The organism is Corynebacterium sp. HMSC072G08 (assembly GCF_001809185.1).
Classification (GTDB): domain Bacteria; phylum Actinomycetota; class Actinomycetes; order Mycobacteriales; family Mycobacteriaceae; genus Corynebacterium; species Corynebacterium phoceense.
Genome location: NZ_KV796464.1, coordinates 12,861 through 26,313, shown reverse-complemented (window position 1 = coordinate 26,313; position 13,453 = coordinate 12,861). Strand labels below are relative to the sequence as shown.

The 13,453-nt window shown below is 65.6% G+C and carries 13 protein-coding genes; 7 read left to right on the top strand and 6 right to left on the bottom strand.

What is annotated here, in order from left to right; genetic code table 11:
- Positions 1–103: 103 nt before the first annotated feature.
- Complete coding sequence (gene glpR, locus HMPREF2559_RS11840) at positions 104–1,393, top strand: divisome protein SepX/GlpR (RefSeq protein ID WP_070540890.1); 1,290 nt, start codon at positions 104–106, stop codon at positions 1,391–1,393.
- A 77-nt stretch (positions 1,394–1,470) separates the two neighbouring features.
- Here the strand turns inward: glpR and HMPREF2559_RS11835 are convergent, their stop codons facing one another.
- On the bottom strand, positions 1,471–2,211 hold the full coding sequence (locus tag HMPREF2559_RS11835) for a DNA-3-methyladenine glycosylase I (RefSeq protein ID WP_230384254.1): 741 nt from the start codon (positions 2,209–2,211) through the stop codon (positions 1,471–1,473).
- A 51-nt stretch (positions 2,212–2,262) separates the two neighbouring features.
- Positions 2,263–2,739, bottom strand: a complete 477-nt coding sequence (locus HMPREF2559_RS11830) for a methylated-DNA--[protein]-cysteine S-methyltransferase (RefSeq protein ID WP_066487880.1) — start codon at positions 2,737–2,739, stop codon at positions 2,263–2,265.
- A gap of 43 nt (positions 2,740–2,782) precedes the next feature.
- Here HMPREF2559_RS11830 and HMPREF2559_RS11825 point away from each other — a divergent pair, with 43 nt between their 5' ends.
- The gene (locus tag HMPREF2559_RS11825; protein WP_066487980.1) at positions 2,783–3,196 is read left to right on the top strand and encodes a DoxX family protein; all 414 of its coding nucleotides are present in this window, start codon (positions 2,783–2,785) and stop codon (positions 3,194–3,196) included.
- Positions 3,183–3,875: a zf-HC2 domain-containing protein gene (locus tag HMPREF2559_RS11820; RefSeq protein WP_066487882.1), complete on the top strand. Its 693-nt coding sequence runs from the start codon at positions 3,183–3,185 to the stop codon at positions 3,873–3,875. The genes HMPREF2559_RS11825 and HMPREF2559_RS11820 overlap by 14 nt, the downstream gene beginning before the upstream one ends.
- A gap of 56 nt (positions 3,876–3,931) precedes the next feature.
- Here HMPREF2559_RS11820 and HMPREF2559_RS11815 read toward each other — a convergent pair whose 3' ends face one another.
- Positions 3,932–5,536: a dolichyl-phosphate-mannose--protein mannosyltransferase gene (locus tag HMPREF2559_RS11815; RefSeq protein WP_066487884.1), complete on the bottom strand. Its 1,605-nt coding sequence runs from the start codon at positions 5,534–5,536 to the stop codon at positions 3,932–3,934.
- Positions 5,537–5,592: 56 nt separating this feature from the next.
- Between HMPREF2559_RS11815 and rsmI the strand changes: the two genes are divergently transcribed.
- The 3 genes from rsmI (at position 5,593) to metG (ending at position 10,592) form a co-directional block, all read left to right on the top strand.
- Positions 5,593–6,459 carry a 16S rRNA (cytidine(1402)-2'-O)-methyltransferase gene (rsmI, locus tag HMPREF2559_RS11810; protein WP_066487886.1) on the top strand — a complete coding sequence of 289 codons (867 nt, stop codon included), beginning with the start codon at positions 5,593–5,595 and terminating at the stop codon, positions 6,457–6,459.
- 257 nt (positions 6,460–6,716) lie between these two features.
- Positions 6,717–8,624 carry a BCCT family transporter gene (locus HMPREF2559_RS11805; RefSeq protein ID WP_083297837.1) on the top strand — a complete coding sequence of 636 codons (1,908 nt, stop codon included), beginning with the start codon at positions 6,717–6,719 and terminating at the stop codon, positions 8,622–8,624.
- 120 nt (positions 8,625–8,744) lie between these two features.
- Positions 8,745–10,592, top strand: coding sequence for a methionine--tRNA ligase (gene metG / locus HMPREF2559_RS11800; protein ID WP_066487891.1), 1,848 nt, complete (start codon positions 8,745–8,747; stop codon positions 10,590–10,592).
- 82 nt (positions 10,593–10,674) lie between these two features.
- Here the strand turns inward: metG and HMPREF2559_RS11795 are convergent, their stop codons facing one another.
- Positions 10,675–11,175: a GNAT family N-acetyltransferase gene (locus HMPREF2559_RS11795; RefSeq protein ID WP_066487894.1), complete on the bottom strand. Its 501-nt coding sequence runs from the start codon at positions 11,173–11,175 to the stop codon at positions 10,675–10,677.
- A gap of 9 nt (positions 11,176–11,184) precedes the next feature.
- Entirely contained in the window at positions 11,185–11,673 is a 489-nt protein-coding gene (locus tag HMPREF2559_RS11790) for a GNAT family N-acetyltransferase (protein WP_083297836.1), read from the bottom strand.
- Between the two features lie 26 nt (positions 11,674–11,699).
- Here HMPREF2559_RS11790 and HMPREF2559_RS11785 point away from each other — a divergent pair, with 26 nt between their 5' ends.
- Positions 11,700–12,527, top strand: a complete 828-nt coding sequence (locus HMPREF2559_RS11785) for a TatD family hydrolase (RefSeq protein WP_066510606.1) — start codon at positions 11,700–11,702, stop codon at positions 12,525–12,527.
- On the opposite strand, the gene HMPREF2559_RS11780 is transcribed toward HMPREF2559_RS11785, so the two are convergent.
- A complete protein-coding gene (locus HMPREF2559_RS11780) occupies positions 12,517–13,230 on the bottom strand; it encodes a sulfite exporter TauE/SafE family protein (RefSeq protein WP_066487907.1) in 714 nt (237 codons plus the stop codon). The genes HMPREF2559_RS11785 and HMPREF2559_RS11780 overlap by 11 nt on opposite strands.
- Positions 13,231–13,453 lie beyond the last annotated feature (223 nt).

The following is a 13,453-nucleotide window of genomic DNA, read 5'->3' as shown; positions in this document are numbered from 1 at the left end:
GTCACAAGCTTCACGACCTCGGCGTGTCGGCGCTGCGCTCCCCGCATAAGCGTGTATGTAGCACTAGACTTTTCGCCAACTGTCCGTCTAGGGAAGGTGCTCCATGTCCACCGGTGCCATCATCGTCCTCATCATCGTGGTGTGGCTATTTCTGCTTGCGCCGTGGCTGCTGCGCTCGCAGCGTCCCGTCAAGCACACCGGCGAGGCCTTTGACGACACGCGCGTGCTCTTCAACGGCGACTCCGGCGAGGTCCTCGGCTCGCGCCGCCCGCGCCTGAGCCCCCGCGACGTCCACGTCTCCGCTGATGAGCTCGATGCGGTCAACGAGTACGCGGATGACGCCGTCGCACACGACGACGCACCCGTTGACTTCAGCGAAGGCAACCCGGACGAGGCGCGCTCCCGTGATGACGCGCACGCCAGCGAAGACGGCTCCCGCATGACCATCAAGCGCGCGGCCGCTAATGCGAAGGCCGCTGCGGGTGCTCGGTTCCGTCGCGGCACCGAGCGTGACGCTGACGTCGCTTCCGACGACGCCGAAGATGATGCGCTCGTCGACGAACCGGTCTTTGAAGAGTCCATGGCCGACGCGAAGAACGCGCCCGAGCTCGACGTCGTCGCCGACGAGGTCGAGGTCTTCACGGCCCCGGCACCTGAGGCCGCTGAGGACGCCTACGCCTACGACGACTCCTATACCTCGCCAGTGGACCTGCTGTACCCGGGCGCCGTTGATCCCGCGCCCGCCGTTGACGCCGAGGTTGAGTCTGAAGCAGATCCTGTCGGGGGTGACAGCGCCGACGCAGAAGCAGAAGTTGCCGAGGAAGCTCAGGCTGACACCGCGGAGACCGAGGGCGAAGCGCACGAGGAGTCGGACACTGACCTGTCGAACGATGAGCTCGAGTTCGCGCAGCGTCGCCTGGGCCGCGGCGGCTGGGACCCGGTCGCGGATTCTGCGGCGCGCGTGACGCGCTATCAGCGCCGCCAGCGCGTGCTTGTGTTGTTCGCGGTACTCGACGTCGCCGCGGTGGCGCTTGGCATCGTGGTCGGCGGCTGGACCTGGTGGATCGCCGCCATCCTGGGCATCGCGACCGTCGCGTACCTCGTGGCACTGCGCAACCAGACACGCGCGGAGACCGAGCTGCGCCGCCGCCGCGTCAAGGCCCTACGTCGCGCGCGCTTGGGCGTGCGCACGGCTCAGGACGAGGAGCTCGCCATCCCGCGTAAGCTGCGTCGCCCGGGCGCGGTGGTCCTCGAGGTCGATGACGAGAGCCCCGACTTCGACTTCCTGCCGGTCTACGATCTGCGCGGACCCGGCGACGATGACTTGGGCGGCGCCCACGTGGTCAACCGCCGCGAGCTGCGCGACGAGCTCTCCGCACGCCGCGCCGGTTAACCCGTTCCTTGCAAGAATCCCCTCTGCGAACGCTTCGCAGAGGGGATTCTTGCAAGGAACGGGTAGCCCGCCAGAGACTAGAACTCCGGAACGTTCCAGAGTCCGGAGGTGCCGCGGCGGTGTGAGCCGAGCAGGTGCGTGTCGACCATGCCCACGGCCTCCATAAGCGCGAAGCACGTCGTGGGCCCGACGAAGGTGAAGCCGGCCTTCTTCAGTGCGCGAGCCATGGCGCGTGATTCGGTGGACGTGGACGGTACCTCATCCGCGGTGCGGGGAGCGGGAGTCTCGTTTGGGCGGAAGGACCACAGGAGGTCCGGGAGTCCGCCTTCTTCGCGCAGCGCCACGGTGGCGCGGGCGTTGGTGATCGCGGCCTCGATCTTGCGGCGGTTGCGGATGATGGCGGCATTATTCATGAGACGCTCGACGTCGTTCTCGTCGAAGGCGGCGACGGCGTCGGGGACGAAATCCGCAAAAGCTTTGCGGAAGGCGGGACGCTTGTGGAGGACCGTGGCCCACGACAGTCCGGACTGGAAGCCCTCGAGAACGAGGCGTTCGAAGAGTCCGCGCTCGTCGTAGACCGGCATGCCCCATTCCGTGTCGTAGTACTGCATGAGGACAGGATCCGTCGCCGCCCAGACGGGGCGGGCCAGGCCGTCGGTGCCCACGATGAGCGAGACCGGCGGCTCCGAGGCTGCGGCGGGAAAATCGGGCACGGGGTGGAGATGCGGACGGCGAGCGTCGGCGTCGGCGTCGCAGGCTGGGGCGTAAGCGGGGTCGAAGTCGGGGTGGTCGTTGTTGTGAGTCATGTAATCGTTCATGTTCCTATTGGACTGCGTATGACGCCACAAGGTTCCCTGAGCGGTGTCGGGTCAGCGCGCGGCGTGGGCGGACTCGTGTTCGAGGAGCCAGCGTTTGGCAGCGTCGCCGCCGAGGTAGTGGCCGAGCTGGCCGTCGGAGCGCACCACACGATGGCAGGGCACGACGATGGGGTACGGGTTGGTGCGGCAGGCCGTGCCGGCGGCACGGGAGGCGCGGGCGTTGCCGGCGGCATCGGCAAGCTGGGCGTAGGTGCGGCGCTCGCCGTAGGGGATATGGGAAAGGTGCGCCTGGCAGCTGGCGTGGAAGCCCGCGCGAGCGGGCGCGAGCGGTAAGTCGAAGTCCTGGCGGGTGCCAGCGAAGTATTCCTCGAGCTGACGGACGGCCTCCTCAAGAAGCGGCGTGCGGCAGCCCATGGCGCCTTCCGGCAGATATTCGTCAAAGCGGATGTGGAGCAGGTGCTCCTCGTCCGCGATGAGCGTGAGCGGGCCAATCGGGGTGTCGAGTTGTGTCCAGAACATCTGCGTCATGGGCACTCCTTTCGCGGCGGGGGTTACAGGTAGTCTAATCACCATGGATAAACCCGCCGTACGTGATGCCGCACTCCTTGTCTTTCGTGCCCTGCTGGGCGTCATCTTTGTCGCGCACGGTGTGGACAAGATGTTCTTTACCGGCATAGACGCAACGGCCGCGCTCTTTGGACAGTGGGGGATTATCCAGCCCACCCTGTCGGCGTGGCTTACGGCCATCATCGAGATGGTGTGCGGCGCGCTGCTCGTGGTCGGGCTGCTCACCACGGCTGCGGCGGGGGTGCTTGCTGTCGTTATGGCGCTTGCGGGCTACTTCGTGCATCTGAGTCAGGGGCTCTTTGCCACAGACGGTGGCTTTGAGTACCCACTGGTGTTGGTAGGGTCATTGCTGATGATTGTCGTCTTTGGCGCGGGCCGCGCCAGCCTGGATGGAGTGTTGAGCCGTGTTGAAGCATGAGGACGTGCAGGCGGCGATCTCCGCGCGCCTGGACGGCGAGGCCTACGCGCTGGAGGATGACGTCATTGACGCCCACCTCGCGGGCTGCCCCGAGTGCGCCGCCTACGCGGAGAAAGTCTCGACGCTCGCAGGATTCTTAGGTGAGTCGGTTTCGGACGGCATGTCGCCGCCGCAGGATCTTTCGGAGGTTATCCTCGCCGGCGTGGAACCGGAGTGGCGTGCCGTCTCCGCCGCGCGGCAGACGGGCCTGGCAGTAGGCCGCGTGCTCATGGCGCTCATGGGCGTCATCTTCGTCGCGTGGGCCATCGCCGTGGTGGGAAGTTCCTCCGGCGTGGCGCAATGGACGGATGGCGGCACGCTCGATCCAGGAGCCGACCCGGATAAGGCGCGCCTTCTCATCGAGGCCGCCGCCCTGCGCTTTGGCCTGGGCATGGGCTTATTCTACTGCGTGTGGCGCCCCGCGTCCGCGCCGGGCGTGCTGCCCATCGTGGGCACGATGTTCATGTTCCTGCTCGGTTTTGTGGTGCGCGACGTGGCGCTGGGCACACTGGATTCCAGCCAGGTATACGCGCTGCTCTCGCTGGCCGGGGCGATTGCCGCGTTGGTGACCACGTGGCTGGCAGACCGCGGCTATATGCTGCGCGCGCTGTGGAAGCAGGCGGCGGCACAGCCGGCGTAAAACGACTGTGGCCCGCGCTTACCGGAGGGTGGGCGCGGGCCGTAGTCGTTGAGGGCTTACTGCCAGCTGGGCAGCCACATGATCGAGTTGTAATACCAGTTCGGGATGGCGAAGCCATAGAGCAGGGGGCTGAAGACAGCGAAGAAAGCGACCACGGCGCACAGGTAGAGGAGGACGCCCGCGGTGCCCCAGCGCAGCGTGCCGCCGCCGAGGGCGTGGACAAAGCCGTTCTTCACGGGTTTGCCGGTGCCAGCTATCTGGCCCAGCGTGAGCGCCAGGAGGATGATGACGAAGGGGATAAACGTCGCGGCGTAGAAGAAGTACATCTGGCGGTCGAAGGAGGCGAGCCAAGGCAGGAAGGCCGCGGCGAAGCCGACGAGCGGCAGGAGGAAGCGGCGGTCGTGGCGGATCACGAGTGACCACAGGCCCCAGAGCAGGACGGGGATGGTGAGCCACCAGATAATCGGTGTGCCGAAGAGGAAGAGCATCTGCTTGCAGTCTTGGCCGCCCAGGCACGTGGTGTCCGTATTGGAGTAATAGAGGATGGGGCGTGCGGCAACGAGCCATGCCCACGGCTTGGAATCCCACGGATGGGAGTGGCCGGAGGACGAGGTCAGCGACGCGTGGAACTCGAGGACGGACTGGTGGTAGTAGAACCAGCCAGCGACGGGCTCCGGGAAATGCTGGAGGAAGGAGTCGTCCGGGATGGTGCCGTCCACCTTGGCGTGGCGGTAGACGGAGGTCTCCGAGGCGAACCAGGAACGCCAGGACCACACGTAGACGAGCACCGGCACGAGCACGAGGGAGGCGAGCGCTGCGGGAGTATCGCGCACGAGCGTGCCCACCACGTAGCGGCGCACGCCGTAGCGGCGGCGCAGCGCGAGGTCCGTAAACACGCTGAGCAGGCCGAAGAACATGATGAAGTAGAGGCCAGACCACTTTACGGCCAGCGCCAGGCCGAGCGCGACGCCCGCGGCGAAGCGCCACCAACGGAAACCAAAGCGCGGGCCGAAGTCAGAGTCGCCCATGCCGCCGGTGGCCCAGGCGGTGTGGAGGCGCATGCGCATCTGCTCGTGGTCGCGCGCGAGCAAGTAGGCGGCGAGGACGACGAAGAAGACCTGGAAGATATCGAGCATGCCGAACTTCGCGGTGACGAGCAAGACGCCGTCAAAGGCCGCGATGAGACCCGCGAAGGTCGCGACCTTCCACGAGCCGGAGAGGACGCGGGCCAGCTGCATGGTAAGGAGCACGACGCCCACGCCAAAGAGCGCTGCCATGAGTCGCCAGCCCAGCGGCGTGTAGCCAAAGACCATCTCAGACAACGCGGTGATCTGCTTAGCGAGCGGCGGGTGGACGACCAGGCCATAGGCCGGGTTCGACTCGATGCCGCCGATGAGCAGGTTGTCCCAGCTGCGCACCATGTCGTAGGCCTGTGGGACGTAGTGCTTCTCGTCGAAGACGGGGGTGCCGCCAGAGACGGGGGCGGTGAGCCCAGCGAAGCGGGTGACGAGCGCCAAAAACGCTATGACGAGCGTCGAGTACGTGTCCGCCCGCGTCCACGGATAACGCCGGGGCGCAGGGATATCGCGCACCGCGTGCGCGCCGTAGAGACGCGAGCGGCGGGTGTGCGAGGAAGACTTCGAAACGGTAGCGGTACTCACAGTCTTAAGAGTCTAGGGGACACACGCCTGAGGGTGGGGCTATAGGCTGGGGAGATATGAGCGCGAATTTCACTTTCCCGAACCTTGAACCGCTGCCCCGCGGGGTTGTCCTTGCCGCCACGCCGTTGGGCAATATCGGGGACGCGTCCGCGCGGCTGATGCAGGCGCTTGCCCAGGCAGACGTCATCGCGGCTGAGGACACGCGCCGCACACGCAATCTCGCCGCGGCGCTCGGCGTGGAGATGACCGGCCAGGTCGTCTCCAACTTCGACCACAACGAGGCCGAGCGTGCCGCCGAGCTTATCGATGCCGCCCGCCGCGGCACCGTACTCGTCGTCACGGACGCCGGTATGCCGCTCGTCTCCGATCCCGGCCATTCCATCGTCGCCGCCGCGGCGGAGGCTGGTGTTCCGGTGACCTGCTTGCCTGGGCCCTCAGCCGCGCCCACGGCCCTCGCCCTGTCCGGTCTTGGTGTCGGGCATTTCATCTTCGACGCCTTTGCCCCGCGCAAGCAGGGCGCGCGCCGGGCCTGGCTCGAGTCCCTGCGCACGGAGCCGCGCGCCGTCGTCTTCTTCGAGTCTCCGCACCGCCTCGCCGACACGCTTGCCGATGCCGCCTCCATCCTCGGGCCCGAGCGTCGCGCCGCCGTGTGTCGCGAGCTCACCAAGACCTACGAGGAGGTCAAGCGCGGCACGCTGGGCGAGCTCGCCGAGTGGGCCGTCGACCATGCGCGCGGCGAAATCACTGTCGTGCTCGATGGGGGAGGGCCCGAAGAAGTGAGCCTGGACGACCTCGTCGCACGCGTTACCGAGCTCGTCGCCGATGGGGTGCGCGCGAAGGACGCGTGCAAGCAGGCCGCGGCGGGCACCGCGGTGAGCAACCGCGAGCTCTATGATGCCTACCTCGCCAGCCGCGAAGGCTAGGCCTGTGGTGGCCACTAGCGACCTCGCGCGCGCCACGATAGAAGAGGAATCCATAATCTGGCTCACAGTTTTGGGGATTGTTGCACAATCGTTATAGGTCCACGTCGCCCTTGTCCCATAAGTGCAGGTCGCGCCGAGGAGCCTGCCTTAAATTCATGGTACAAATCCTGTAATTTTCCTGGGAAAATGCGATTGGTGCAGGTCATGGCCGTGGTTTTTATTTGAAGTGTGTGCGAATTTGGCACACCCTGGTTCCTATGACTAATCGAGAGAACGAAACGAACCAGGGGGCTAGTTCCGCCGCATCTCGCGCGTCTGATGCGACGGGGGCTAGCGAGGCTGACACGCCGAACGATGCAGTCTACCAAGGTCCTCTCGCAGCGGAAGACGTGCAAACGCTGCGCGAGGAGTCCCAGGCCTACGAAACGGTCGACGACAAGCTGGAGGCGCAGTCGGCGACGAGCCAGCTGCAGAATATGCTCGTCGAGTCTGACTTTGACCCGAATCAGGTGCCAGAGCAGCCCCGCGAGCTTGCCTCGGAGGCGAAGAATACGCCCATCGATTGGGGCATCGTCGGCATTGCGGGCGTGCTCGTCGCTGCCGTGGTGCTCTGGGGTCTGCTCGCCCCGGACAGCTTTGGCAATTTCGCGTCGAATGGCCTGAACTTCGTCGTGGGCGACTTCGGCTGGGCCTTCGTCCTCTTTGGCACCGTGTTTGTCATCTTCGTCGTCTGCATCGCATTTTCGAAGTTTGGCTCCATTAAACTCGGCGCGATCGACGAAGAGCCAGAATTCTCCACGCCCTCGTGGATTGCCATGATGTTCGCCGCCGGTATGGGCATTGGTCTGATGTTCTACGGCGCGTCCGAGCCGCTCAATTACTACAAGAACGGCGTGCCCGGCCATAACCCGAGCGAGGTTGGCTCGTCCATGGCGCACGCGCTGTTCCACTGGACCCTGCACCCGTGGGCCGTCTATGCCATCGTCGGTCTCGCCGTCGCCTACTCGACCTTCCGCATGGGTCGCAAGCAGCTCATCAGTCAGGCCTTCGTGCCGCTCATCGGCCAGAAGAGGGCCGACGGCTGGCTCGGTCGCGTCATCGATATCCTGTCCATCTTCGCGACGGTCTTCGGTACCGCCGCCTCGCTGGGTCTCGGCGCCATCCAGATTCGTGCCGGCCTGCAGGCCTCTGGCCTCATTGATAACCCGACGAACTCCGTCGTCATCGGCATCGTCCTCGTCCTCACCCTCGCCTTCCTGCTCTCGGCTATGTCCGGCGTGGGCAAGGGCATCCAGTACGTCTCCAACGCCAATATGGCACTCGCCGCGCTGCTCGCCATCTTCGTGTTCATCCTGGGCCCGACGGTGTCCATCCTCAACCTCATCCCGGGCTCCGTGGGCAACTACCTCCAGTATTTCACCGAGATGATCGGCCGCACCGCCGAGTCCAATAACGGCGAGGCCGCCGAGTGGCTGTCCTCGTGGACCATCTTCTACTGGTCCTGGTGGGTCTCCTGGTCGCCGTTCGTGGGCATGTTCCTGGCGCGCGTCTCCCGCGGCCGCTCCGTCCGCGAATTCTGCACCGGCGTGCTGCTCGTCCCCACCGGCGTGTCTGTGGTGTGGTTCGCCATCTTCGGCGGCACCGCCATCCACCTCGAGCAGCAGGGCAACTCGATCTCCGGCGAGTCCTCCGAGGTCGAGCTGTTCAACCTGCTCCACACCATGCCGGGCGGCTTCATCGCCGGTATCGTCGCCGTGATCCTGCTCGCGACGTTCTTCATCACCTCGGCCGACTCTGCCTCGACCGTTATGGGTTCCATGTCGCAGAACGGCGCGACGGACGCCAAGCCGTGGCTGTCTGCCGCCTGGGGTGCGCTCACCGCCGCAGTGGGTCTCACGCTGCTGCTGTCGAACCCGGACTCCCTGTCCAACCTGCAGTCGATCACCATCGTCGTTGCCTCGCCATTCCTGCTCGTCGTCATCGGCCTCATGTTCGCCATCTACCGTGACTTGAGCACTGACGTCATCTACCTCGAGTACCGCGAGTCGCAGGCCTTCCAGCGCAAGCTCGCCCGCGAGCGCCGTCTCCACCGCGAGTACCAGCGCGCCGAGGCCCTCAAGGCCCGCCGCAACGAGCTGCTGCACCTGGGCCGCAAGAAGAAGTAGCTTCTTAAGGCTCCTCGCACGACCCCGTTCTCCCGCCCCACCTGGCCGCGGCGAGCGGGGTCGACGCGTTTTTCGGACGCGACGCGAAATACCTGCAGCCGGCGCGATAGAGTAGTGGGCATGACTGAACCTAAAGACCATGTTGTAGTCAACGTCGCCTGGCCGTACGCCAACGGCCCGCGCCATATCGGCCACGTTGCTGGCTTCGGCGTCCCCTCGGACGTCTTCGCGCGCTACCAGCGAATGCGCGGCGCGAACGTGCTCATGGTCTCCGGAACCGACGAACACGGCACCCCGCTTCTCGTCCAGGCGGACAAGGAAGGCGTGCACGTGCGCGACCTCGCGGACCGCTACAACCGGCAGATCGTCGAGGACCTTGCCGGTCTGGGCCTGTCCTACGATCTCTTCACGCGCACGGCGACGCGTAACCACTACTCCGTGGTTCAGGAGCTGTTCAAGGGCCTGTACAACAACGGCTACATGCTCAAGGAAACGACGCAGGGCGCCATCTCGCCGTCTACTGGCCGCACCCTGCCGGACCGCTACATCGAGGGTACGTGCCCCATCTGTGGCGCTACGGACGCCCGCGGCGACCAGTGCGATAACTGCGGCAACCAGCTCGATCCCGTCGACCTTATCAACCCGGTCTCCAAGATCAACGGCGAGACGCCACAGTTCATTGAGACCGAGCACTTCCTGCTCGACCTGCCCGCCGTCAAGGACGCGCTTGAGGCATGGCTGAAGACCCGCGAGGACTGGCGCCCGAACGTCCTCAAGTTCTCCCTCAACCTGCTCGGCGACATGCGCCCGCGCACGATGACGCGCGACATCGACTGGGGCATCCCGATCCCGGTCGAGGGCTGGCAGGACAACAACGCGAAGAAGCTCTACGTGTGGTTCGACGCCGTCGTGGGCTACCTCTCAGCCTCTATTGAGTGGGCCTACCGCACCGGCAACCCGGACGCGTGGAAGGACTTCTGGCAGAACCCGAACGCCCGCCATTACTACTTCATGGGCAAGGACAACATCACCTTCCACTCCCAGATCTGGCCAGCCGAGCTCCTCGGCTACGCCGGCAAGGGCTCCAAGGGCGGCGAGTCGGGCGTATTCGGCGAGCTGGATCTGCCCACCGAGGTCGTCTCGTCTGAGTACCTCACCATGTCTGGCTCCAAGTTCTCCTCGTCCAAGGGCGTGGTCATCTACGTCAAGGACTTCCTCAAGGAGTTCGGCCCGGATCCGCTGCGCTACTTCATTGCGGTCGCCGGCCCGGAGAACAACGACACGGACTTCACGTGGGACGAATTCGTCCGCCGCATCAACAACGAGCTCGCCAACGGTTGGGGCAATCTTGTCAACCGCACCGTCTCGATGGCGCACAAGAACTTCGGCGAGGTCCCCGTCCCCGCGGCGCTCGAGCCCGCGGACGAGAAGATCCTGAAGCTCGCCGAGGACACTTTTGCCACCGCTGGCGAGGCACTGAGCCATTCGCGATTCAAGCAAGCCATGACCGCCATCATGCACGTCGTCGGCGAGGCCAACGCGTATATCGCAGAGATGGAGCCGTGGAAGCTCGCCAAGGATGAGACCCAGCGCGAGCGCCTGGCCACCGTCCTGTGGACCGCGCTCCAGGTCGTCTCCGACTGCAACGTCATGCTCACCCCGTTCCTGCCGTTTACCGCGCAGAAGGTCCACGAGACCCTCGGTCGCACCGGCGTCTGGGCCGCCGCGCCGGAGGTCCGCGAAGTCACCGACGATCAGCCCGTCGAGCTCGTGGGTGTGGGCCTGCCGCCGGAGGGCCACCCGTACCCTGTCATCACGGGCGACTACACGGCGCAGCAGGCCGTGTGGAAGCGCGTTGACGTTAAGCCGGGCACCGTGCTGGAGAAGCCGAAGCCGCTCATCGCGAAGCTTGACCCGGAGCTGGGCGAGACCGGCCCGGAGTGGGCGCCGGTCCAGAAGCAGGACTAAAAGTGAACTAGGCGAAGGGCACCAGTCGAGATTGTTCTCGGCTGGTGCCCTTCTTCTGGTCTACTTCTGCGCGCCGGAAGCATTAGGAACGGTCGAAGTCGCGCTGCAGGTGCACCAGCCCCAGCCGTTTGTCGCCCTTGGTGTGGATATTGGGCATGCGGCCGGTCTCCTCGAAGCCGAACTTCATGTGCAGCGCGATGGACCCGTAGTTCTCGTCCACGATGTAGGTAATCATCGTGCGCACGTAGTCGTTGCCCTCCGCGTGCTCCATGAGAGCCTCCATGAGCGCAGAACCCACGCCCTTGCCCTGGGCCTCCGGCGCGATGTAGATGGAGTCTTCTGCCGTGCCGTAGTAGATGGCGGGAGTGACGAACTGGAAGTACGCCGCCCAGCCGAGGACCTCGCCGTCCTCCTCGGCGACGAAGACGGGGTAGCCCTGCGCCTCGAGGTCTTTCAACCAGTTCTCGCGGTCTTCGACGGATTCCTGCCACGTCACGAGATTGAGCGCCGGCTGTGCTGACGCCCAGTTGTAGATGGCGGAGAGGGAGGGGGCATCGGCAAGCTGGGCTGGGCGGATGAGCATGGGGACTCCTTAGAGGATGAGCTGGAGGGTGTGGAGGTCAAGCCAGGCGTCGAACTTGCGGGTGACTTCGCGCAGAGTGCCGGTGAGGACGAAACCGAACTTCTCATGTAAGGCTACCGAGGTTGCGTTGTTGGTAGTAATCCGTGCCAACAAGGTATGCACGCGCTCGTCGGCGCGAGCGGCCTCGATAAGCGACCCGAGGAGCGCCGTGCCCACCCCGCGTCCGTGCGCGGCGGGGGAGACGTAGATGGTGTCCTCATGGGCCCCAATCCAGATGGCGGGGTCGCCGAAAGGCTTGTAGTACGCAAAGCCGAGGACCTCGCCGTCCTCCTCGGCGGCGAGCTGCGTGCCCGTGGCCGCGACGTGGTCGAAGAGTTCCTCGCGCTCCGCGATGCTTGCAGGGAACGCGCGGAAGATGGCGTCCGTCTCTGCGATGGCCCAGTTGAGGATCTCCGTCATCGCCGGGACGTCGGCGCGGGTGGCAACACGAATCTGCATGGTGGTTAAGACTACGCTGGGGGACCATGTCCAAGAAGAAGCCCCGCCCCACGCCCGTTCCCGTCCCCGGCCTCACCGGTCTCTTCGACGCGCATACGCACCTCTACTCGCATAAGGATGCCGACGCGGACCTCGTCGCCCGCGCCGCTTCCGCGGGCGTTGCGCGCATGGTCACGGTGGGTGATGACCTCGCCGAGTCCCGCGAGGCTCTCGCCACGGCCCAGTCCTTCGATAACGTCTGGGCCGCCTGCGCCGTCCACCCCGTGCGCGCCGCGGAGCTTTCCGATGCCGCCCGCTCCGAACTCGCCGCTTTGGTCGCCGACCCGAAGTGCGTGGCCGTGGGGGAGACCGGACTCGATAAGTATTGGATTGAGCACGCGCCGGAGACGACCGCTTCTTTAGAGGTCCAAGAGGAGGCGCTGCGCTGGCACGCGCAGCTGGCAGCGGACGCGGGCAAGACGCTCATGATCCACAACCGCGAGGCCGACGCCGATGTGATGCGTATCCTCGACGACTGCCCTTCTTCGCCCCACGTGATGCTCCACTGTTTCTCCTCGCCGCTGTCTGTGGCGCGCGAGGCGCTCGACCGCGGGTATGTGCTGTCCTTTGCGGGCAACGTGACGTTCAAGCGCAACGAGGAACTGCGCGCCGCCGCTGCCCTGGCACCGGCGGGCCAGCTGCTCATCGAAACCGACGCGCCCTACATGACGCCGGAGCCTTTCCGCGGTCGGCGTAACGAGCCGTCGCTTATCGGCCACACGTGGCAGTGCGTCGCCGACGTGCGCGGCGTGTCTGTAGACCAGCTTGCCGAGGAACTCAACGCGACGTTCGACGCGGTGTTCCTTAAGCGATAATCGACTGCGCGATGAGCGCGATCGCGGCCGTCACGGCGACGACGAGGACGATCCGGTTGAGCATGACCGTGTCGATAAACCGGTTGAGGCGCCGCGCGACGAAAAGCCCCGCGAAAGCCACCGGGAGGTAGGCCAGCGCCGTGGTGAGCTGCAGCTGCGAAATCTGGCCCGCGGTGCCCAGCGTGACAAGCGAGATGATGCAGCCGATGACGAACGTGCCCGAGAGCGTGCCGCGCACGCGTGCTGGGTCAAAGTCTTTGAGGATGAGCGCCATGGGCGGACCACCGATGGACGTCGAGGTGCCCAGGAATCCGGAGGCCACGCCCGCGGCCAGAGTGTTGGGCGTGTTGTGCTTGGGCGTCCAGCCCAAACCGGAGAGCGTCATGGCCAGCAGCACGGCGCAACCAATGACGATGCCCAGCCCGCGGTGGGAGAGCGCCGCCACCGCCCACGCGCCCAGCAGTGAGCCGGGCACGCGCGCCGCGCTCGAGAGCGCCACGATGCGCCACGCGATGGCCGCGCGGTGCTGCCACGCTGTCACCGACGCGATACACAGCGCGAGCACGAGGATGACAGCGGGGACGAGCTCCGGGGCGACCATCGCGATGATCGGCGTGGCAATCGTTCCCAGTCCAAAGCCGATGGTGCCCTGGCAGAGGGTGCCGACGAAGATGAGGACTCCCAACGCGATGTAGACGGTCATGCCCCGCGGCTCCCTTCTTCTGTCCTGACACGGCGACCCGTCCACTCTAAACCCCGCCGCGCTGTAACTTTTCCGTGGCCCACGCTCTCGTGCGCACGCCCCGCAGCCATGGAAAGTGATCGGACTCACATGCGTATTAGTGCAGGTCAACCGATCTGCCTGTGGTGCGTGTGACAGGCGAGCTGCGCGTTTCCGGTGTGGCGAAACCCATATCGACTGCTCC